The following is a 24,267-nucleotide window of genomic DNA, read 5'->3' as shown; positions in this document are numbered from 1 at the left end:
CCTTTCAATTAATTCCAATCGTCTTCTAACCAGTTTCTAAGTAACAACGCAACCGCTTCCGGATTCTCATCAACGAATTTCTCTATTGCTTTTCTGGTCTCTGACTTATCATTCAAATCAATATCTTCAACCGACTGCTGATTCTCCTTAGTAGAAGCAAGTAATGCCTCAACCGAAAGTTCAGGTTCTGTTTCAAGCACTTCAACCGGTCTTGTACTCTTAAATACCACGAATGCAAGTAAGCCAAATATTACTACCGCAAGCATTATTGGAAGATAGTCTGTAAATCCTTTTGACGCTTTAGCTTCAGCATCCACAAATTGTGGTACTCTATATGCAAGAATTGTAATATTGTCTGTTGTAAATCCTGTTGCAGTCGATACCATCTGGTATAAATCCGCTGGAACATCTAACTGTACATTGTCTCTATTCTGTTCCTTGAATTGTTCCCATGTAATGCCGTCTAATAGTCCCTGTTTACGTACTTTATCTTCTTCGTATACATTATATGTACGTGCTACAATACTAAGTGTTGAATCTGTATAATCAATAGTTCCTCTGCCTAATGTTGTCTTTTCAATAATCTGATTAACCGCATATTCATATTTTTTTAATGCATATGTACTTGATGAGCCTTCATCAGTTTTAATATTATATGTTATATCCTCATCATTAGAATCGGTTCCCGGAACACCGCCTGCTCCTGATGAACCCTCCTGTTCAACTTCATATGATGTAAGATATGGTCCCTGCTCTCTGTCGCCTGTATCATATGATATCTGTGTTCTTTCAACAGTATCGAAACTCATATCTAAATGCGGCGATACTTCTACTGATTGATACAATTCAGCGGCCTCAAATAATTTCTTAACATTTGTAGATACTAAATCCATCGCTGCCTGTTGAATCTCACTCTTTGAACCTCCAGAAAAATCACCTTCTGTATAATCTGTTCCTCTGAATAACATATTACCGTCTGTATCAATAATAGTTACCGAAGCCATTGTATCGTTACCAAGTGATGTAGCTATCCACTGTGCCACATTCTCTGCCTGTTCCGAGCTCATACTTTTCTTAAGATTAAGTACAACTGCTGCTGTTGATTCCTCTTTAGAATCTAATACACTTAACTTACTCTCTGGAACAGTAATCTGTACTCTTGCTGCTTTAACATATTGTAATTTTTCTAAGGATACTCTTAATCTATCCTCTAAATATGCCTTATATCGCTTCTGTTTATCAGCTTCTGTTGTGCTCATTCCACCAGAAAGTGCCTGGTCTATTGTATATTCTTTAGCAATAACTCCCGATGTAGCAATCGCCATTTCGGCTTCTACTTTATCTTCACTCTTAACTTTAACTACATAATTATTAGTTATAGTAAAGGATATTCCTGCATCATTCAATGAATCTTTTACATCTGATGCTGTAGATGCCGAATCACATTCTACCAAAGTAACATAGGTTGGTTTTGTAAACATAACAACCATTACAATTAACAGAATAATAACTGCTAACGTAATGCTTATCATCATCGTCTTTTGTTTTCTATTGTACTTGTTCCAGAAATCTACAGCTCGTTTCTGGATAGCTTTCAACCTTTCATTCATGAAAATTCTCCTAATGCCTGTATATTATGTATTATATTTGCATATTCATAATCTCTTTATATGCTTCTAACACTTTATTCTTTACAGCTACTGTATACTGTAATGACAACGCTGCCTTTTGCTGGGCAATTGCTAAATCATGTGTATTATCTGAATATCCAAGTGCAAAATTCATCTGCTCTGCATTTGCAGCATTCGATAAATCATTTGTTTCTTTTATCATCTTCATTGCTGATGATAATAAATCAGAAAATGCTTCTTTATTATTAGTTTTACTTGTTTCTGCAGTCGATGGCTTAAGTGCCTCATTTATGTATTGTGTTGCCAAATTACTAACTGATGTTATATCTGACATATCTATACCTCATTTCTTTATACAATTTAGATACTTTTTTATTTATTAATTTCTAATCCTTTTAAAGCCATTGTCTTTGCAGCATCAAATGCTGTAACATTTGCTTCATATGCTCTTGATGCATCGATTAAGTTAGTCATCTCTGTTATTGTACTTACATTAGGATATGTAACATATCCATTCTCATCCGCATCAGGATGAGACGGATCATATACCATATTCATAGGTGTCTCCGTATCCTCTATAACAGATGTAACTTTAACTCCGTTACCCATTCTTCCTGAAGTTGTTAAAAGCACCTGATCAAATGGTGTACTCTGTCTCTCAGTAAATACAACTGTTTTTCTTACATAAGGTCCACCATCACTGGTTCTTGTTGTATTAACGTTAGCCAGGTTCTGTGAAATAGTATCTGATCTTAATCTCTGTGCAGTCATACCTGATGCACTTATATCAAATGATGAAAATAAAGCCATTTTATCCTCCATTTCTGATGTTTGTTTTGCATTTTTCTTTTAATAATACTAAATTTGTTTTTTGCTCTGCTACTGCATTGCACTTTTAATAATACTAAATTTGTTTTTGACTCTGCTACTGCATTGCGCTTTTAATCATACTAAATTCGTTATTGATACTGCTTACTAATGCCTGATATTTTAACTGGTTTGATGCTAACTCAACATTTTCTGTATCTATATCTACATTATTTCCATCAAGTCTATATGACAACGAATTTGAATCAGTATATATCGTAGATGTTAAACTATCTAAATCCATACCTGCAACCGTTTTCTTAAGTGATGAAGAATTTGCACCTTCAAGTTGTGCTAAAAGATATGATTCAAATTCAACATCTTGTCTCTTATAATTAGGTGTATCTACATTTGCAATATTATTGCTTATAACTTCATTTCGAATCCACGATGCATCAGCTGCCTTGTCTAATACATTAACATAATTATATATACTAGAGTTAATCATTATATTGCCTCCTTTTTGCTACTATATCATATAGTTAACTGAAAATATCATCTAAAAGCATTTATATTGTCTTAGCGGCTTTTAAAACAATTATCTTCATCTAACTATTATAATAAAATCTATTCATATAGCATATTGCCCAATTTTTGACAAAATCACTCATATTTTATTATAAAATTATTCTAGAAAAATATCAAGTAATTTTTATATATTAACATTAATATATAACATATATTATAAAAGACTGTCCTGATTGTATATGTAATCAATTCAGTAATCCATTACACTTTCAAGACAGTCCATAAATCCATTTATGAAATATTAAAATTTAATATTTAATTACGATATATTGCAAGCAGTTTTACTTTCATTTTTATATCATATTTTTACTATTATGTTGTGTTTTGTAATTTGTATTATACATCATTTTCTACATATTGTCTATGCCAAGTACTTCATATACTATATCATTTACGACTTTTATGTAAGTGCCCCTCATTCCATTAGAATGCGATTCAATAATTCTTCCACTTTCAAATTTTCTAAGTGCATTTATTAATACTGACCTTGTTATTCCCTCTCTTTCGGCAATCCTGCTGGTTATTACCACACCCTCCTTACCATTTAGTTCTTTTAGTACACATCTTACTGCTTTTTTCTCTGATTCAGACAATGAATTAATAGCAACATTTAACAATGTACGTTTTCTTGAATTATCCTCTTCTTCCTCACTTACAGACCTGGTCATCTCTAAACCGATTACCACACTTCCATATTCACTTAATATTATATCGTCTATATCATAAGATTTCTTGATTCTATAAATAAATATAGTTCCAAGTCTCTCGCAAGCAATGTCTATTGGAGTAATTATAGCATCATATTGTTTACTTTTATTAGACTCGAAGCCTAAAGTCATCAAATTAACGTTCTCTTTGGTAGATAGAACTTCTAACAATCTCTCGTTGAGCATTTTATCTACATATGTTCCTACTGAATTATCCCCCATTTCGGTTCCTATAGGTTCAATTTCATTATATATGCTTATTCCTAATATTTTTCCACTTTTTGCAATAACAACAACATTTGAATCTAATATTTCACTTAATACATCACAAATGTCACTAAATACAATCTTGCTGGAATTATAATTATGAAGTAATTTGTTAATTTTTCTTGCTTTATCTAATAATTGAACACTCATATTTACTCATTTTCTTTCTTATTTATCACTTTCACATAGCCACATGTTTCATTTGAACATACGGCCTTGCTTCCTTTTTGAATCAGATAACTTCCACATTCCGGACATTTCTCTTCTAAAGGCTTCTGCCATGACATAAAGTCACATTCCGGAGCATTCTCACATCCATAATACTTTCTTCCCTTTTTAGTCTTTTTTATAACTAATTCACCATCACATTTTGGACATTTAATGCCTGTTTTCTCAAAATATGGTTTTGTAAATCTGCATTCAGGAAATCCCGGACAAGCAAGAAACTTACCATGTGGTCCATATTTTATAACCATATTTCTTCCACATTCTTCACAGACTACATCTGTAACTTCATCCTCTATCTTGATTTTCTCAAGTACCTTTTCCGCATTACTTACAGCTTCTACCAAATCAGGATAAAAGTTTCTTACTACAGTTTTCCACTGTATATTGCCTGCTTCGATTCCATCTAATAAAGATTCTAGGTTAGCTGTGAAGCTAGAATCAACTATGACTGGAAATGCTGTTTTCATTATCTCATTTACTATCTCACCTAATTCAGTTACATATAAGTTTTTATTCTCTTTAACAATATATCTTCTGGCTATTATGGTTGAAATTGTAGGTGCATAAGTACTAGGTCTTCCTATTCCCTGTTCCTCTAATGCTTTTACTAAACCTGCTTCAGTATAATGTGCTGGTGGTTGTGTAAAATGTTGTTTTTCTAAATGCTCTACAAACTGTAATTTTGAATCTTTATCAATATTTTTCATTAGAACATTTGATTTATTCTCTTCCTTGTCATCTTCTGTCATATATACTGACATAAAGCCGTCAAACGCTAACTTAGAAGCTGCACATATAAAATCATAATCTCCTGCAGATATCTTTATAGATGTTGTCTCATATTTTGCATTCTCCATTCTACTCGCAGTGAATCTCTTCCATATTAACTGATATAATCTGAATTGGTCTCTTGATAAATCATCTTTAATTCTTGCTGGCGTTAGTTCCATATTCGTAGGTCTTATAGCCTCATGTGCATCTTGAATCTTATTATCACTTTTCTTTTGTGTATTTTGTTTTGCTAAATAGTTTTCACCATAATTCTTATTGATAAATTCTCTTGCCATATTATCAGCTTCTTCAGATACTCTGGTAGAATCAGTTCTCAAATATGAAATTATACCTATTGTTCCCTGTCCTTTTATATCAATTCCCTCGTATAACTGCTGAGCAATCCGCATAGTCTTCTGTGTTGAAAAATTAAGTGTCTTAGAAGCCTCCTGCTGCAATGTACTTGTAGTAAATGGCAGTGGTGATTTCTTAATTCTCTCACCTTTCTTTATCTCTGAAATACTATATGTCGCATTATCTATAGCTGCAAGTACTTTATCCATTTCACTTCTATTTTTAATCTCAATCTTCTTATTCTTATATCCATGTAATTTTGCAACAATTGGTTTCTTATGTCCACCAGGTAATAGATTAACGTCTAAAGTCCAGTATTCTTCCGGAATAAATTCATTAATCTCCTCTTCTCTATCACAAATCATTCTTAATGCTACTGACTGTACTCTACCTGCACTCAGGCCTCTTTTTACTTTCTGCCAAAGAAGTGGACTTATAGTATATCCTACCATTCTGTCTAACATTCTTCTAGCCTGTTGTGCATCTACAAGATTCATATCAATAGTTCTTGGGTTCTTTAATGAAGCCTTAACTGCATTCTTAGTAATTTCATTAAATGTAATTCGGCTCATCTTTTTATCATCTAACTTCAGAGCTGTTGCTAAATGCCATGAAATAGCTTCTCCCTCACGGTCAGGGTCGGTTGCAAGATACACTTTGTCAACCTTCTTCACTTCCTTACGAAGTTCTGCAAGCTTATCTCCTTTTCCTCTGATAGTTATATATTTAGGTTCATAATCATTTTCAATATCAACACCTAATGTACTTTTTGGTAAATCACGTACATGTCCATTTGAAGCAACTACGTTGTAATTTGCTCCTAAGAACTTCTTGATTGTTTTGACTTTAGCTGGTGATTCTACAATAACTAAATACTTTGGCATAATAAATCCCCTTTTCTAAATCTTCCTTGAATAGTAGTTTTTCGATGGTTCTTCTATATAATTCATCATTTGTAATTTTATCAATCCTCTTAATATTTCAGACGAACTCATACCTGTTTCGTTCATCAATTGCTGTATATTCTTTGGAATGAAATCCACATAACTATACAACGTTTCTATTTCTTTTTCAAGTACAATATCATTTTTTCTAAAAAATTTAATATTACTATCATTATTAATTCCAAGTTCATGTAATACATCATTTGCTGATAAAACCATAGCTGCACCCTCTTTAATTAATCTGTTGCAACCACTGCTAAGTCCATCTCCGACTCTGCCTGGTACTGCACATACATCCTTACCTTGTTCTAATGCATATTCAACTGTTATCAATGAGCCACTTCTCTCTCTTGCTTCTACCACCAAGACAATATCTGCCAGACCACTAATTATTCTGTTTCTTAGTGGAAACTGCCATGCTAAAGGTTTTGTTCCAATAGGATAATCCGATAAAATGAATCCATTTTCTTTAATAACCTCATATAATTCAATATTCTCTCTTGGATAACATATATCTACTCCACACCCTAATACTGCTCCTGCAACTCCATTAGCATCTACTGCTCCCCATAATCCTGCTGAATCAATCCCTCTTGCCAATCCACTTATAACATTCACACCATTAGCCGCCAATTCAAATCCTATATCCTTAGCAATCTTCTTACCGTATGTTGTACAATTTCTTGCACCAACTATTGCAACAGTCTTTTTTGACAATGCACTTATATTTCCCTTAACATAAATTCCATATGGATAATTGTCTATACCTCTTAATCTATCAGGATATTTCTCATTATCAATACTTATGAAATATATTTCCCTTTTATATAATTTATTATAACATTCATTTATTAGACATTCGTTTCTTGACTTAACAATATTTCTTATGAGCTCATAATGATTCTTAAAACTACTACTATTTATATATCTTGATAGTTCACTTTCACTACATTCATAAATCTCCTTCGGCGATTTAAAAATCTCAAGTAGTTTTCTAATTGTACTATTCCATACATTTTCTATATTACATATCCAATACCAATATTCTTCATTATTCAATTATGTTCTCCTTTTATCTTATTGCTATATATTATTATAATACTTATTATCAGAAATTCTGTATCCTAAGCTTTCTGCCAGATGATTGATATTAATTATACTTTCACCCTCTATATCAGCAATTGTTCTGGCTATCTTCACAACCTTATAATATCCTCTCATACTTAATCCAAACTTCTTGTAAGCATCTTTCATAAATACAGTTTCTTCTTTTCCAAGCTTACAATATCTCCTGATTTCATCTGTTGATAACTGGCTATTATATCTGTCATTCTGCCTCCTTCGTTGTCTATCAACTGCATTTTTTATCAATTCTTTCATCTCTTTACTACTCATATTATTATCTTCACTACCTATATCCACTGCTTCTACTCTTGGTACTTCAACACTCATATCAATCCTGTCTATAATAGGTCCACTTATTCTATTTAAGTAATTCATCACATCTGTCTCAGAACATTTACACCTATTTCTATCGGGATAATATCCACATTTACAAGGATTCATTGCTGCAATAATAAGACAATTGGCTGGAAATTCATAATTACCATTCATTCTATGAATCTTAACAACCTTTTCTTCCAGAGGTTGTCTTAATGAATCTAATACAATTGGTGAAAATTCCGGCAATTCATCGAGAAACATTACACCTCTGTGGGCAATTGTTATCTCACCTGGTCTTGGTTCTTTACCTCCTCCTATCAATGCGGCTTTTGTAATGGTATGATGCGGTGCAGAATATGGTCTCTTCAAAATGTAATCATTATTTACAATTAATCCACATATGCTCTGTATATTTAAAACTTCTCTTTTCTCCTCTTCACTCATTTCTGTCATAATATATGGTATTCTGTATGCTAACATTGACTTCCCGACTCCCGGTGCACCAATCATTAACATATTATGCCACCCGGATACAGCAATCATAATTGCCCTCTTAACACTCTCCTGTCCATATATATCTGAAAAATCATTTTCACTCTGATCTAATACATCCTCTCTATTAATATTATCTATAATCGTACTTTCTTCATTATGTATATTATTGAAATATTTTATTACTTCTCTAAGTGTAGAAAATGTATAGACTTTTATATTATCTGCATATCTTGCCTCATTACTGTTTCCTTTAGGAATAATGCACTTATTAAAACCTAATCTCTTCGCCATATTTATAATAGGAAGAATTCCTTTCACCTTGTTAATATTTCCATCAAGTCCTAATTCACCCATTATAAGTGTATTATCAAATCTGCTTACATCTAGTCTTCCCATTGCACACAAGAGCGACAATGCAATAGGTAAATCATAGCCTGTCCCCTCCTTTCTCCTATCAGCTGGCGATAAATTAACAGTTACCCTGTACATTGGTAAACTTTCTCCACTATTCTTAATTGCACTCCTCACTCTTTCTCTGGCTTCCCTGACTTCCGATGACAATAAGCCTACCATATTAAAACAAGGCATACCCTGTGATATATCCGCCTCTACTTTTACAACATATGGCTCTATTCCCCATATTGCACCACTATTTATACAACAATAAATATATATCACTCCTTTAATTATAATAACTGGTTAATCATTTATATATATGTACCACTGCCATATATAACAAATACTTTAGTAAATATGTTTGTTGCATTTACTAAATTTGTTAAATTAAATTTTAATGTTACTTATTGATTATATGATATATCATTTTAATTTCTTTGTCAATATATATTTAATTACATAGCATAAAAAAACCGACCTCTAAGTCTTGGAACTATGCCCATTTCTTTGAAGTCGGTTTAAGTTTTGATTTAATAGAAATTGTATTTATATAGATTTATTTCTATAAAAACTATTGATAAGAATTAGTTAAATATTAATTTAAGTTGAATAACTTAGCTTCTTCTCTTTCTTTTAACTTAAACTTATCAGAAGCCTTAATCTTAGTAGCTTCTCGATATACATCATCTTTAGCTTTTAAGTAACCATTATCGATAGTTTCAACTATAATATTATAGTTTTCAATCTTAGCACCTAATCTTGTCTCTAACTCTTTAATATCACCATCAGACAAATAGAATGAATAAGCTTTTTTATTCTTTAAATTGTCTTTTGTAATATTAATTTTAACATTTTCATCATTTGTATCTCTCATATATGTATTATCAGAAATGTCTGCATTATCTGGATCATTAATTAAAATATCACCTTCATCATATTTATCATTTCCATTTACATCTATGTAGATTCTAAAATCTGAAAATCCTTTTTCTTCATTATCCTTCAAATCGTAATCTGAAACGGTAAATGTTACTGTTGCACCATTGTCTTTATAATAATTAATAATTTTCTCTGTAGTCGTTATACTAATTGCATTATTAACCTTAACAACTGGTGCATAGTTACCTGTTTTAATTGAAGCAACCAATGTATTTACGAACAACTTCTGTTCATCAATTCCTGAAATTCTCGAATGTCCGGCACCTGTGTAAGTTACATTACCTTTTGAATAGATATAATAGTTGTTACAACCATCACCCTTAGTATAATAATATATATTCTTTGTATTTTGTTGTGAATCAAGTGCATACCATACTGTTACTTCACTATCTTCCAGATTCAATTCACTATACTGTGTATGTGTAGTTGCTACCGAAAACTTAGAAGAATCAGGCAAAACAAATGGATATGCTGTTATCTGACCTTTATTCATTTGAAGAATCTTTGTAGTAGTTGCATATGTATTAATATTTACATATTCACTTGAGCCAATATCTTTTACGTATAGCTTGTTACCTTTCTTATCTCCGCCCCAGCCATTACTTATAAATGTCCAGGTTTCTGTCATTCCTCGTAAATCTGCCTGTTCAATTTTACTTGTATCCAAATACTTTCTTGCATTTACATATTCTTCAGGTAAATCAGACTCACTAGCTGTTATACCATATCTATCCTGTCCAACTAATGTCTTAAGGAAATATGTCTCATATCTTGCCCAATCTGTTCCACCCTGGGAAATATATCCATTTTTTGAATATCTATGTATTGTACTATTAAATGATGAATTATCATGTGAATATAATAGTGAATGACCTGAATTAACAAAATATTCAATATTCTTTAAAGCTGCTATATCATTAATGTCAAGCTGAGAATATGAATCACAGAAACCACATACAATCATATCTAATTCTGTATTATCACTTAATTCATTTAATTTTTTCGTATCAAGTTTATCTTCTTTGCTATTTCCATTAGAGCCCATATTATAATTGTTCTTTGCATAAGCTGATTTTGTCTTTGCATAATCCCATACAGATTTAACTTTTAATTTAGAAGTCTCAGACGTAAAAAGCAAATCTTTATTATCACGGAATTCATCACAATTTACGTCTTTACTGTAATATGCATTAAAATCTGCTAAATACATAGTTATAAGATGTATTCTATAATCATTACTAAAATCACCTGAGTAATTTTTAACAGTATTGCAGAAATCTAATGTACACTTATCTTCCTGTGCCTTAATCCATAAAACATAGACATCCTTAGCTTCTTTACGTCTAAATGCTGAATTTCCAATATATGTATATTTAAGACCAGCATTATTCACATCAACAGCTTCAACTTTCCAAGGAATAAATCCTTCTATATTCTCTGGCCAGTTTCCATATATATGTACACCTGTGACATATCCATCATTATCTTTAATTAATTCATATTCAGGTGATAATTCTACCGTATCAACATCTTCAAATTTACCAACGCCAGATTTATCTATGTATACTTTATAAATATATTTTCCATCAATTTGATTTTCATTAATTTTAATTCCATCTTTAAATCCTAAATTGATATTATACAAACTATGTTCCTGCTCATTAGCTTCAATATATTTACCTGTATTACCTGAACTTACGCCTTCATCATACTGTTTTGGTCCACTCTTAAACTCAAAGTCAAGAATTTCAACTCTCTTGAAAGCAAATCTTAATCCACCTTCAAATTTATTGTCTGATGACAAATACTCAGGATTTGAACCGTCACTCATTTTAGATATAGATACCAAACTTGCATATGACTTATTATCCATAAATACCTTATTGCCATCACTATCAAGTCCAGTATAATTGCCATTTTCATCTTTACCTAATGCTTTAGCCTGTAAAATGAAATTATACATTTTAGAATTATGATCTACATAAGGCCATCTGCTTACATTGTTAGTATATGTATTCTTATTTTTTTCATATCCATTATTATCATCATAAATGTCTGAATTATCACAATTCATAATCTCATCAGCTAATAAAATTGGATATCCACTCTTAAGATATTCTAACAATTCGTTCATTTTTCTGACAGTTATATCATTACCACCAATTCTTGTTGTCTTCATTCCATTTTTCATATAATAACGTCCTGAAATGCTATCTAACATATTAAGATTCCAAGAAGAATTACTATTTCCTGTCATACCTGTTGTATAATATTTCTTCCAAGTGTTATACAAATCATCTGACATTCCACTTTTAACATTATTTCCTTTTGAATTATTAATATATTCATAATCTGATGCAGCCATACCACCAAATGCAGAATGAATAGTATATTTATCACCAATACCTGTATAAATAAGTCCATCCATTGAACTATCATTATACTTTGTTCGTCCACTTGTCTTGCCACTTGTTGATACATATTGATATCCAGGGTTAATACCAAAATATATTAAATCATAAGTTGCTGTTAACTCATCATTTCTAGTATTAAACTCTTTAACGCTCATACTTGTAACATTTACATACTTCTTATAATTCTTGTTTATATCACTCGGTATATCAACCTTAAGTGCCTGAAGAATTTTCTTAGCCATATTAGCATTATCTAAATCAGTTGCATGAGCCTGAGGCTGTACCTCTAATACATTAATTGGATAATTAACATTCATAAGTGATACTCTTAATAAGTATACTAATACGTCACCTTTAGTCTTACCAACTATAGCACTATTCTCAGTAGTCGTTAATAATGGATCATTTGTAAGTCCTGAACTATTAGTTGCTGTATTTTCTGATAAATAATTATGCTCAACACTTGCTAACTCTGACTTCTTTAATGTTGTTGTAATAACAATTTCATCACCACCAACTGGTTTATACTTAACAATAAGTTGAGTTGTATCACCAATATTCTTATCAGAACCAATGCTTATTAAGTTATTATCTGCTGTTATTTCAGCGAATGCGCCATTATCTACGGAATATCTTACATAATCCATATTTGTATATGTGAATTGTAAATTTGCAAAATTAACATATTCAATCTGACCATCCTTAATAAAGTTAGTAACCTTAAAATCATATGCTGGTTTTGCCATCTGGTAATAATAGTTGCTCGTATGTGTCACACCTGAAGCATCATTATAATTAAGTTCTATCCTAAGCTTATTACTTGATGAAAGACTTAGAAGCTGTCCACGGAAATTCTGTCCATCATTAGCATATAACTTAATCTCATCATCACCTACGATTACTGTTTGTGCATCTTTTATCTTAATTGTATCACTCATCGTAAACGGCTGGTTTCCAGCATTAGATACACCTTCAAGATAATGGTAACCTGCATCATTACTGCTAAAGATAACAGTATTATCTACATACAATCTATATGATGCTGTAAAATTATTACTTGCAACTTCATTATTATATGCCCAGAACTTCATATCCATTGAACCATTAAATACAACTGTATCATTCAATTTAGAATTATTAATACCTGCTAATACATAATTATTTCTTCCGCTTGTATCCTGTTTAATAGTATTTCCACTAATGTAGAAAAGTTTTCCTTTATAATCAGAAGGTAATGTATAATCCGCAGTTTTAATATTTCCATTCCATGATGCTATATTAGTTAGTAACACATGTCTGTATCCTTTTGGAACACAAACTTTATATAATGTATATTTACCATTTGAGCCTTTAGCTTCACCTGATACCTTTACAAATTCTTCCTTATATGAAATATTATTATCATCCCAGAAATGTGCATATATACAATTATTTGTCTGATATGATGCATTATTCTCTGCACTTATCAATATATAATTATCATCTTCCAAATCTGAAGTAACAATTAAATCTGTTGTCGAATCTGAATATCCACTATTAGCAGTAATTATATAACTTTTATCATCTGAAACAGCATCTGATGTGAATTTGGCTCCACCAAAGAACTGGTCACCTGTAAAGCTATATATTCTCTTATATACGTAATTGGTTGATGAACCATTTGTACCATCTGAGCCATATGTCTGTCCAACAACTTCAGGCTCACGATATTTTGCGTAATTAATAGATGTATCACCTACATTTCCGTCATCGCCATCAAAGGTATTCATATTCCAGCTATTAATACCCTCTGCTTCACCATCTAATCCTGCTGGATAATATACTCCACTAACATCTATCTTAGCTGATAGATTGTCAGCGTAATAAGAATCTCTAATCTGTCTTGATAATAAAAGTAATTTATAAACGTTATTAGTATTATCTACTTTTTCTCTGTTAGCTAAATTCATAACACTTTCATTAGCTTTAGCCACTTCTGTTAAATCCTGTGTATAATCACCAAGTGTCTTATTAGTAAGTAACTCTGTATTATACATTAATGCAACATCTTCGCTCATTGCCTTATTGTAAATAGATGTCGCAACTTTCCATACTAAATCACATGATACTTCAACATCTTCAAATACTTCTGTATTCTTATTTACATCTTCAATGAATTTTTCAATTTTAGTCAAGTCACATTTTGCATCTGTTTTAAATGTATTTGCATCTGTAAGCTGCTTTAATGCATCTATATAATTATTAATATAATATTTGTCATATCCGTTAATATCTGCATATTCAAAATTAGTCTCTGCATTATCACAGAAATTGTTCATTTTTTCTTCATCTGCAACTGCATTTGCTAATTCATCTAATACCTCATCCTGTTTAGCTTTATTAACACTATCAATAAGTCCTCTTATAGCTTCTGCATCAGCAGTTGTGAATTTAAATGATTCATTTAAAAATGCCTCTGTATAATTAAATAATATTCCTTCATTTATATTTCCAAGGTTAACCTTTTTAAAGCATTCTGAAATTGTATCATAATCATCCTGTGTGAATCCGTATTTATCTGCTTCCGGATCGACAGGTGGATTATTCAATGCCTGAACAGCCTTATTCTTATACTGTAGTAATGTCTTTAATGATTCTACAGAAACATCTGCATTCACATTATTAATTATCGCTTTAATATTAGTTGCTGTAATTCCAAGTGTATATGTAGAAATTTCATTAAAATACTTATCTGCATTAAATTCTAAATAATTACTAAATCCTGCTGGTAAGAAATATACTTTATTTTCTTCCTTTTCTTCATCTGTCAGGGTTCTGCCTTGTAAATCATATAACTTACCTAATGCTGTTTCTTCTGCTTCACTGTTAATATCGCTTAATAATTTATTAATTCTTGTAATCCCCTCTTCAATATTATCTGATATCTCTTCGTCCAGACTTCCAAACTTTTCTCTATAATAACTTAAATTATATTCTTTATAATTAGAAAGATTAGCATTAATTTCTTCCTGATTAGCAAGTTTAATCTGAACATATTCAAAATCTTCGTTTGTAAGTGTATCCGCAACTTTCTTATTGCCTACTGAACGGATAATCTTATCAATTGAACTATATAATTTATCCTGATTTACTAAATATACATCATTGTAATTCTGACCAAGTTGTCCAGGCTCAATCCCCATAGAACCATTGCATACAAACTGGTCATAATAATACATAAGATTACTGTTATAATCATTTGAGTTAATATAGATTAAATCAGCCCATTCAACATCACTTACCTTAACATCTGCGGCCTGAATAGCTTTAACCTGTATCTCACCTTTTGACATTGATTCACCAAGCACATTATTATTAAATGTTCTATTAAGCTTTGAACCATTTACTTTATAACTAAATGTGCCATCATTATTAGCTTTCTTTGTCACATCATATCCTGTTACATTCTTAAAGTCAGTAACATCTAAATCCATGTTGCCCTTGTAACTTTCAATATTAGAAACACTAATAGGCTCCTGGCCTTCTACAGTATAACCAAGAACCTGCTCACCTTCTCTTGCAACAATTTCAAGAATTTTGATTTCATTAACCGAAACATTATTTCCGTTTTCATCTTTTCTGAATACGCCGGCATTAATCTGCTTGACAATAATAACTGAAAAAACCGACACGATACATATTATCAAAGCTGTAAGAAAACAAATACTTTTCTTTTTATTCTTAACTATGAAATTCTTAATAGCCATATTCTCTCTTCCTCCTTATCTCTAAATATTAACTATTATTTCTAATATTATAAATAATTTGTGATTCATCCTTTTTATTTTTCACCTGTACTTTCATATGAACATTTAACAGATTTGAACATCCAGTATATTCATCTCCATTATTATATGTAGTTGGTGTTGTAGTTGTAGTATCCGTTTTCTCATAATTCACATCAAATGATTTTACATATTTAGATACCAGATTATCATTATTATCCGATGTAATTGCTGCGGTTTTCCATTCACTACCTTCATATATGTACAAAGACTCTTTACCCGCATTGTAATAGAATACTTTTGTACCTGTATAAAGTGCCTTATCTCCTGTGTCATATTTCACTATGGTCACTTGATCTTTTGAACCACTTCTTATACCATTACCAAGTATATTATTTATAAATGACACTTCCTGTTGTAAAGTTGTAGTCTTATTAGTATTATCATATGAGCTGATTCCAACATTAACAAATGAAAATGCAGCTACAATTACTATAAGAGAAATTGCAAGACCAATGATTAATTCCAATAAGGTTAAACCGCTATTATTGTCTTTGAAATTTTTACTTCTCATAAACTATCCCTTTCATTTAATATGTATTGTAAATCAACTACTATTCTATATAATGTTTGCCTGTTAATTTTACTAACTTAATCTTCTTAACTTTTCCTGAATATTCAACATATATGCAATTATCCATATCTATTGCTGTACCAGATGATGTTGCCTTAATAAATTTAAACGACCCGTCTGACTTTTCAAATTCAAATTTAAGACTATTTGTATCAACTTTATCAAGGTAATATGGATTTCCGAGTTTATCTTTCACATAATAACGGCCTGATTTACCTAAAGAAATCTTCTTATACGGATTGGCTGTGTTTCCATCTTTATATAGACATATGGTACAACATTTTTCTGTATTATCATATTTCATCAAATAACCATATACACCTTCTTTAGTTAATGTATCTGACCTTACATTACTAATAGCATCATTAACCTTACCCGCCATTGATTTTAATTTTGAGGAATTTATCAATGAATATATTGAGACCGCTCCGGCTGTAATAACCGCCATAATTGCAATAGTCACGATTATTTCAATCAATGAAAATCCTCTATTCTTTTTCTTTTTATTCACGATAAAATTCCTCTCCTTTACGTTTATAATTCTATAATTGTCTTATAATAATATAATTGATAATGATGTATTAATCTTTCTTCCAATTTGATTTATCTACAATATCTGTATATTTAAGTGCACTTACATCAACTACTGTACCATCTTCTGCCACACCTATTTTATTAAATGATGGACCTAAAACATCTTGTAATGATGGAATATATGTAAATAATAATCCACTAAGTTCTTCACATGCCTGGATGCTAACATTTCCACTTACCGTCATTTTTCCATTACATATGATTAAACCGGTAAAATTCTTATTAATCTGATAAGGTGTGTCTGTAATTATAACACCAGCATCTAATTCTATAGGAGAATTTCCTATACCACCTTCACAACTGAGTATAAATCCAAATTTTTTACCAACCCATCCACCAGCATAGTTATCAAGTATGTCTCTGGCTTTCATTATGAATTGTTTCTGCTCATCTGATGTTAAGCCCTCAGTTGTAAGAGCACCTGATGTTAAATTCTGTAAATCTATCTCTTTTGTTAATCTTCCAGTACCACATTTATCATATAATTTTTCTCTATTGATAAGATAATCAAATGGTAATTCATCACTTGTAGAACCTGCTACTAATGTATTATCCTGACCTAATATATAATTCTCACTAACGTCCTTAAGTGAAGGTGTTAAATTATTAAGTCTGTTTTTAATAACTTCCATTAAACTAAGTGCTTCATTTTTAGCAATACCTAATGCACCTGATACCGGATTTGTTACCTCTATATTATTAGATGTTGTCCTACCAACCTGCATTAATGCACCTGCAGTATAGGCTTTAACAGAATTTGAAAATGATAACTGATGAACATCTAATTTTTCAACCTGTGTTTTTAAATCCTTTCTTTTATCAATATTATTATGATATGCATTAATAAAATACTGAGTCTGTGTTACAGGATTATTATTTTTTACATAGAAATATACCATATTGTCAAACTTAATTTTCTTTGCAACTACACTATTTTCATCTTGAAGATTCAAATCCGAATATGTTATCTCGGCACCGTCTGCTATACCTGCTTTTGATAATAACTCAGAATATGATATTGGATTAGTTCCTGCCACTTTACTTCCTGATAACTCTGTATCAGCAAGATACATTTTCTGATTTCCTTTAAATGATACAGATTCACCTGTCATATACGATGTGTTTTTTCCACTCGCATCTAAATCAATATAAGCTCTGCCGGCTAATATTAACTTATTAACACCTAACATATCTACATTGGCACCTGTTCCATTTATTACGATTGCACTGCTTCTTTCATGCTCAGTTGTGGTTAATCCAACATCAACAAAACCTGTTATCGCTCCGGTATTATCTTCATTACCATCATTATCATCATCTCGATATCCGTATCCAAAGTAATTTCCCTTTATCTTAACATTAGATTTGTTTCCATCAAGCTGCAAGTCATCCTTTAACATAGTATTACCAACAATATCTATTGTTGCATTAGATGTTCCTGCTTTAGTAATAATATTATCAGCGAATAACTGCATTGTATCTGTGGTATCCGTTTTTTCTTCACCATTTCTGTTTCTTATGATAAGACCAGAGTTATCACCAACTTCAATATCATTATTACAGTTAACAATTTTAGAGTTCAATCTTAATGTAGCTGATTCATTAATTCTTATAGATTGATTCTTATTTACAACTACCATTGGCGATTTATTAACCCAGTATTCAGTTCCTGCCGCATTAGTAACTTTATTTGCATCATATGCTGTTCCATCAGCATACAAATTACCTGAAATAGTTACATTTGCACCATTTGCTATCTCAATAGCCGGATGTATTCTATTTACAGCACCATCCTTAGCCACATCATTTGATAAATTTCCACCTTGACATATAAGACTATATTTTAATAAATCCTGTAAATCCATAGTAGTATCTGAATCTGTAAAATCAATATTAAACTCTGGAATATTGATATCTATATCTGTCTTAATCTTTGAAGAATATCCCTGATTTGATATGCACTTTACTTCGATATTTTTTATAGATATTCTATCTATATCTTTTACATCAATAGTACTTCCTGTTAATTCAGTATAGCCTGTACTTCCAACTGCTTTCTCATAAAATACAACATCAGCAGAACCATCAGGTGCTTTACAATCAAATGTATATCCGGTTACGCTATTAATGTATCCATTACTTACACATCTTTCTATTACTTTTTTAACATCTAATCCTGATGCTGTTTTATCTATTTTCTTATTATCATAAAGTTTGACAAGTCTATTATTCAGCAATTCTACCATTTTATCATTTGCATTAACACCTGAACCATAGCTTACATAATTAACAAGTACTTCGTTATATGATTCCTGTACGGCATCCATTACTTCTTCGCCAATACCAGCATATAATTCGTCCACAGCTTTCTCTGCATAATAAAATGTTTTCTCATTTTTATTCTCATTTGCTTTCATAGATAAGTTAGTGGCAGTTACACCTAAAATGAGTGTACCTAGAATTGATAATACAAATATACCTATAAGCACAATTACTAAAGTATCACCTTTATTATTTAACTTTTTAATTTTAAACATTGATTCTGCCACCTCCTATTCTCCGACAACTTTCGTTGAATTATAATCAGAAACTTTCTTTCCTTCATATTTAACTGTTACATCTAAGTTATAAACTGTATCAATTTTAATCATCTTAACTGTATCATTTACATTTCCATTGTCTTTACTTGCTGAAAGATTATTCTTAACATCTCCTATATTAGTATATAACGTTGTGTTAGTTAACATAGATGATGTACTAGTTGGACTGATAAGATTATTTAATGTGTATGTATTACCTGATATAGCTGAAGATGCCTCATATACTTTAATCCTTGAAGCCGGCATACTATTGTAATACAGCCCGGTTGAATCTTTTTGATTAATAATATATACTCCAACATTCTTCTTTTCACCTGCCACTTCAAAATCAGCAGCATTATATATATTATTTTTAATTTCAATTTCATCATTTACGCTTAATGGTTTATACAACACATAAACTGATGGTACAGTATCATATTCCCATGTTATCGAGTTAGTACCTAATATACTGCCCGAAACATTCTTAATATCTACTATTAGCTTAACTTTATACTTTGTAGCACTTTTTTCAACTTCAATAGTAACTTTTCTTGATGATGCTCCTGTGTACAAATTATCATATTTAGTAATATTTTTATTGAAAACTGCACATACTTTTTTATCCAAATTGTCTATTACTGGTATTGCATAATCCGCATTTACTACATTCTTCGCAGGTGTAAGAGTAAGTTCCGCCGTATATCCTTTCCTCATACCAGTAGGCAATGCTGCATCGGCAGAGTTCTTTGATACTTTACCTGTATATTTTGTAGAATTTTTACTATATGCCGAACCAGTTGCTGAATCAATTATATATGAACCGTCTGCCGTTAATTTATATGTTGTTACTAATTGATCTACTGAAGTTGCCTTGAACTGTTCAATAATATATTCTCCCAATTCATTAGCTTCCTGTATGCGTTTAGATTTTTGATTCGCCCTTGATGCCGAAACGAAACTACTTAAAAAGGGAGCCGTAACCAGAGCTAATATAACAACTGTCAATATTAACTCTAATAACGTAAAACCTTTGTTATTCTTATTCAATTTTTTTTCATAATTCATTCACTAAATTCTCCCTTCTTAAAAGGTCGTTTAATTATTCTCATATTTAACACTTAGCCAGTGAATTTCACTGGCTAAGATGTTTTTATTCTGCTACTCTTACAATAACCTGATTGAAGAATAAATTGTTTGTAGATTTTTCATAATCTGGTATCTCTACCTTCTGGATTTCTCTTCCTTCGCCGGCAATTGCATATTCTGTTAATGATACAGTCATATTCAATTCCTCTTGTCCACCACCAGATATAGATATTGTTTTTAATGCTTTTCTCTTTCCATTTGTATCAATTATATATTTAATAATCTGTTTCAGCTGGTCATATGTACCATTTGTCGATATATCATAACTCATTGATTCACTTGTATATTTTCCCACATCACTAGAACCACCATTAGGATTTACAGAAGCAAGCTGTCCAAATGTATATGGTACTTCCTTAGCATTTAAAGTAAGAGAATTAACATCAACCTTCAAGTCCTGTGTCATATTATATGTGTCCATAATCTCTGCTTTATATGATAATCCACCATCATATTTGCTTAATTCTTTGTCTATGTCACTCTCAAGTGATGCTGTCTGAGACTTTATATTATCTTTATTAGCATATAGCTCCTTGAGCCTGTCTCTTTCTGTTTTAAGAGTCTTTATCTCATCTGAAATATCACTTATCTTAGTATTATATTTAGTGAATACTAAGAAATATGATGCTAATAATGCTAACACACCTATTAATATAAATACATATCTTAAATTATTCATATTATTTCTATTTTCACTCATATTAGTTAGCCTCCTCTCCATTTGTAGTCTCAACTTCCGCTAAATCATCACTAACTATACTGAAACTTAAATCAAAAGTAACTGTTCCTTTATCCTTATTATGAGTATATCCACTTGTTACAATGTTACTAATATGATTCTCCTGCTCTAATGAATTAAGTACACCAGCAAGTTCATATTCATAGATAGTAGCACCTGATATAGTTACATTTCCAGAATCAACTGCCAAAGTATTAAATAACATGTTCTTTGGCATATCCTTTTCTAAAAATTCAAATAGGTTATATACCCATTCAGTATTATTACATGTTGACAAATAGAATGCCTTTAAATCAGCTAATTTATCCTCAGCATTATAATATTCACTATATATTTCATTTACACTGGATAAATTCTTAATTTCTTTTTCCATATCTTTCTTCTCGTTATTCTTAACAGTATATCTAGTAAGTGGAATTACTGCAAGTACAACCGAAGCTGCAAGCATCACTACCATAGTCGCTACATATGGTACTATATTAACATTTGCACCCTTTTCAGCTTTACTACTTATTGACTTCTTAGGTTGTAAATGTATAGGATTAAGTGCTGCACCTACATTTGCCATATACTGTTTCAATAATGATGTAGACAATTTAATTCTGTTATATGATTCAACATTCTTTAATAATGTTAAACGTTCTGCTGGAAGGCTTGTTTCATTAGAGAACAAGACATCCATTCCAAGCACATCTGCACCCTCACCGATAATTACAATCTTCTGAAGTGGTGCTTCTGTATTTCTGCTTGAATAATATTCAATAACTCTGTTTACATTACTTATAAGATATTTTAATGAATTAGTAGTCTCATCTTCTTCAAGAGAATTCTTAACAATCTGTGCTGATGCTAATAATTCCAGAGCTACATTCGCCTTAACATTTCTGCTCTCCATTACGGAATTAAGCAAAAGTGATTCACCATACGGAATTGTTCTCTGTAATTGTAATACATTATTATTCATAACAGATACAATAGTTGTATCCATACCTAACTGAACTACTAAAGTTGGTCTTTCATCAATCTGAATCTTAATTAACTGCAATGTACTGTTACCAGCATAATCCACTGCCTTAACTCTCATTCCAAGAAGATTAGCAAGATTGAAATAGCTCTCTACCATTCTCTCAGGTGCGGCATAGACAAGAACTCTCATCTTCTGTTCTTCCTTAGTTTTCTTAGCCTCAAGAATTGTATAAGATAATACATAATCATCAATATTAACAGGGAAATATTCTGAAGCATTTGCATTAATTAATTCCTGAACTTTGTCCATCTTAACATAAGGAATAATTACCTCTTTTGTAGCTACTCTTGATGAGTTAAGTACGAATGTAACTTCCTTAGCTGTAATCTGTTCCTGTGTTAATGCTCTTCCTATAGCTTCTGATACCTGAGTAATATCCTTAACAAATCCATCCTCTACGGTATCCTGTGGTGTCTGTACTGAAATTGCATGATGAACCATTACATTATTCTTATTAACCTGTGCTTCACAGACTTTAATGAATTCATTACCAATTTCAATGGTTAATGTTTTAGATGCCATCTCTTAGCCTCCCTCAATAGTTTTTATTAATAAATAAACGTATTTATATACCATTCAATAATCTGGTTACCATATAACATAGCTATATATATACCTAATGACAGGTATGGTCCGAATGCAAGCACTCTTTCCTTATTCTGGACTTTCATCAGAATAATATGAATGATCGAACCTAATACGCATCCTATTCCCAAAGCAAGAATAATATTCTTCCAGCCTATGAGTAAGCCTGCAGCAGCCATTAATTTAATGTCACCACCGCCAATACCTCTTCCTTTAGTAATTAAAAATAATAAATATAAAAAACCACTTACTGCAAAGAATCCAATGATATATACATACCAATGTTCTAAATCTGTAAGTAATCTTATAATGCCCAAAATACCGATGAAAATATTAAAGGCTATTGGAATCTCAAATGTTCTCCAGTCAATAACACTAAGTGCTAATAATGCAGATGAACACAAACAAAATAGTATGGTTGATATATTGAATCCATTAACTACTACAAGTATTCCATATAATACACCATTAGTAAATTCAATTACCGGATACTGTTTAGAAATCTTCGTCTTACAATATCTGCATTTACCACCTAATGTAAGGTAGCTTACAAGTGGTACCAAATCGTACCACTTGAGCTTATGCCCACAAGTCATACAATGTGACCTGTCCGTCACAATGCTTTCATTCTTAGGTATCCTATATATACATACATTTAAAAAGCTGCCTATTATTATTCCATATATTATAGTAATTATTATTAAGAATGTATTCATTGTGTCTATCTACCTTTGCTTTTGATTTTAAATTAGTTTCTAACTATGACTGAAACTCAACTTTAATGCCATATGTACCACTTGACTTTGTTATTGTAGCAATAGCATATTTATTATTTTTATCTTTGCTCTTTGTCTTGCTTGCATCAATTGCTGTATCAACAATAGACTTAAAATTAGCATTAGCTGTTGAAAGTGTCGCACCACTTGCGCCAAAAGTAACTGTCAAAGTACCACCATCTGCTAATAACTCATCATATTCCATATCATAATCAGTAATACATGTCTTTAAAGTTGATTCAATCTCATCCAGATTTTTTTTGTCTGTGTTTTTCTTGGATTTACCAAGATATTTTGTTAAGTTTGGAGCTATGATTGCTACTAAGACAGCCATAATAGCAATAACGATAATAAGCTCGATTAATGAGAAACCTTTGTTGTTTGTTTTTTTCATAAAACTAACACTCCTTTTCTTATAATATTATTTTATTTATCA

The 24,267-nt window shown here is 31.2% G+C and carries 17 protein-coding genes; all 17 read right to left on the bottom strand.

What is annotated here, in order from left to right; translation table 11 throughout:
* Positions 1 to 8 precede the first annotated feature (8 nt).
* The 17 genes from OCV48_RS06270 to OCV48_RS06190 all read right to left on the bottom strand — a co-directional run bounded on the left by OCV48_RS06270 (position 9) and on the right by OCV48_RS06190 (position 24,225).
* Complete coding sequence (locus OCV48_RS06270; RefSeq protein ID WP_021983657.1) at positions 9 to 1,610, bottom strand: flagellar M-ring protein FliF C-terminal domain-containing protein; 1,602 nt, start codon at positions 1,608 to 1,610, stop codon at positions 9 to 11.
* A 31-nt stretch (positions 1,611 to 1,641) separates the two neighbouring features.
* Positions 1,642 to 1,965 carry a flagellar hook-basal body complex protein FliE gene (gene fliE, locus OCV48_RS06265; protein ID WP_147591423.1) on the bottom strand — a complete coding sequence of 108 codons (324 nt, stop codon included), beginning with the start codon at positions 1,963 to 1,965 and terminating at the stop codon, positions 1,642 to 1,644.
* A gap of 38 nt (positions 1,966 to 2,003) precedes the next feature.
* On the bottom strand, positions 2,004 to 2,441 hold the full coding sequence (gene flgC, locus OCV48_RS06260) for a flagellar basal body rod protein FlgC (RefSeq protein ID WP_021983659.1): 438 nt from the start codon (positions 2,439 to 2,441) through the stop codon (positions 2,004 to 2,006).
* A gap of 115 nt (positions 2,442 to 2,556) precedes the next feature.
* Positions 2,557 to 2,946: a flagellar basal body rod protein FlgB gene (gene flgB / locus OCV48_RS06255; RefSeq protein ID WP_021983660.1), complete on the bottom strand. Its 390-nt coding sequence runs from the start codon at positions 2,944 to 2,946 to the stop codon at positions 2,557 to 2,559.
* Positions 2,947 to 3,376: 430 nt separating this feature from the next.
* Positions 3,377 to 4,150 (bottom strand): GTP-sensing pleiotropic transcriptional regulator CodY, encoded by a 774-nt coding sequence (gene codY, locus OCV48_RS06250; RefSeq protein WP_021983661.1) that lies wholly within the window; start codon positions 4,148 to 4,150, stop codon positions 3,377 to 3,379.
* 2 nt (positions 4,151 to 4,152) lie between these two features.
* Positions 4,153 to 6,237, bottom strand: a complete 2,085-nt coding sequence (gene topA / locus OCV48_RS06245; protein WP_021983662.1) for a type I DNA topoisomerase — start codon at positions 6,235 to 6,237, stop codon at positions 4,153 to 4,155.
* Positions 6,238 to 6,252: 15 nt separating this feature from the next.
* Complete coding sequence (gene dprA / locus OCV48_RS06240) at positions 6,253 to 7,356, bottom strand: DNA-processing protein DprA (RefSeq protein ID WP_021983663.1); 1,104 nt, start codon at positions 7,354 to 7,356, stop codon at positions 6,253 to 6,255.
* 24 nt (positions 7,357 to 7,380) lie between these two features.
* Positions 7,381 to 8,913: a YifB family Mg chelatase-like AAA ATPase gene (locus OCV48_RS06235; protein WP_021983664.1), complete on the bottom strand. Its 1,533-nt coding sequence runs from the start codon at positions 8,911 to 8,913 to the stop codon at positions 7,381 to 7,383.
* Positions 8,914 to 9,226: 313 nt separating this feature from the next.
* On the bottom strand, positions 9,227 to 15,730 hold the full coding sequence (locus OCV48_RS06230; protein ID WP_147591421.1) for a DUF5057 domain-containing protein: 6,504 nt from the start codon (positions 15,728 to 15,730) through the stop codon (positions 9,227 to 9,229).
* A 28-nt stretch (positions 15,731 to 15,758) separates the two neighbouring features.
* A complete protein-coding gene (locus OCV48_RS06225; protein ID WP_147591420.1) occupies positions 15,759 to 16,322 on the bottom strand; it encodes a PilW family protein in 564 nt (187 codons plus the stop codon).
* Between the two features lie 40 nt (positions 16,323 to 16,362).
* Entirely contained in the window at positions 16,363 to 16,893 is a 531-nt protein-coding gene (locus OCV48_RS06220) for a pilus assembly FimT family protein (RefSeq protein ID WP_021983667.1), read from the bottom strand.
* Between the two features lie 70 nt (positions 16,894 to 16,963).
* Complete coding sequence (locus tag OCV48_RS06215; RefSeq protein ID WP_147591418.1) at positions 16,964 to 19,513, bottom strand: pilus assembly PilX N-terminal domain-containing protein; 2,550 nt, start codon at positions 19,511 to 19,513, stop codon at positions 16,964 to 16,966.
* 15 nt (positions 19,514 to 19,528) lie between these two features.
* Positions 19,529 to 20,623 carry a type IV pilus modification PilV family protein gene (locus OCV48_RS06210; RefSeq protein ID WP_021983669.1) on the bottom strand — a complete coding sequence of 365 codons (1,095 nt, stop codon included), beginning with the start codon at positions 20,621 to 20,623 and terminating at the stop codon, positions 19,529 to 19,531.
* 85 nt (positions 20,624 to 20,708) lie between these two features.
* Positions 20,709 to 21,404 (bottom strand): hypothetical protein, encoded by a 696-nt coding sequence (locus OCV48_RS06205; protein WP_021983670.1) that lies wholly within the window; start codon positions 21,402 to 21,404, stop codon positions 20,709 to 20,711.
* 1 nt (position 21,405) lies between these two features.
* Entirely contained in the window at positions 21,406 to 22,992 is a 1,587-nt protein-coding gene (pilM, locus tag OCV48_RS06200) for a pilus assembly protein PilM (protein ID WP_021983671.1), read from the bottom strand.
* 26 nt (positions 22,993 to 23,018) lie between these two features.
* Positions 23,019 to 23,771 (bottom strand): prepilin peptidase, encoded by a 753-nt coding sequence (locus OCV48_RS06195; protein WP_147591417.1) that lies wholly within the window; start codon positions 23,769 to 23,771, stop codon positions 23,019 to 23,021.
* Between the two features lie 43 nt (positions 23,772 to 23,814).
* Positions 23,815 to 24,225 (bottom strand): type II secretion system protein, encoded by a 411-nt coding sequence (locus tag OCV48_RS06190; RefSeq protein WP_021983673.1) that lies wholly within the window; start codon positions 24,223 to 24,225, stop codon positions 23,815 to 23,817.
* Positions 24,226 to 24,267: the final 42 nt, after the last annotated feature.

The sequence above is a fragment of the Bovifimicola ammoniilytica genome (genome assembly GCF_025567085.1).
Classification (GTDB): domain Bacteria; phylum Bacillota; class Clostridia; order Lachnospirales; family Lachnospiraceae; genus Bovifimicola; species Bovifimicola ammoniilytica.
Note: the sequence above shows the minus strand (reverse complement) of the source record. Positions and strands in the feature narration are given on the sequence as shown.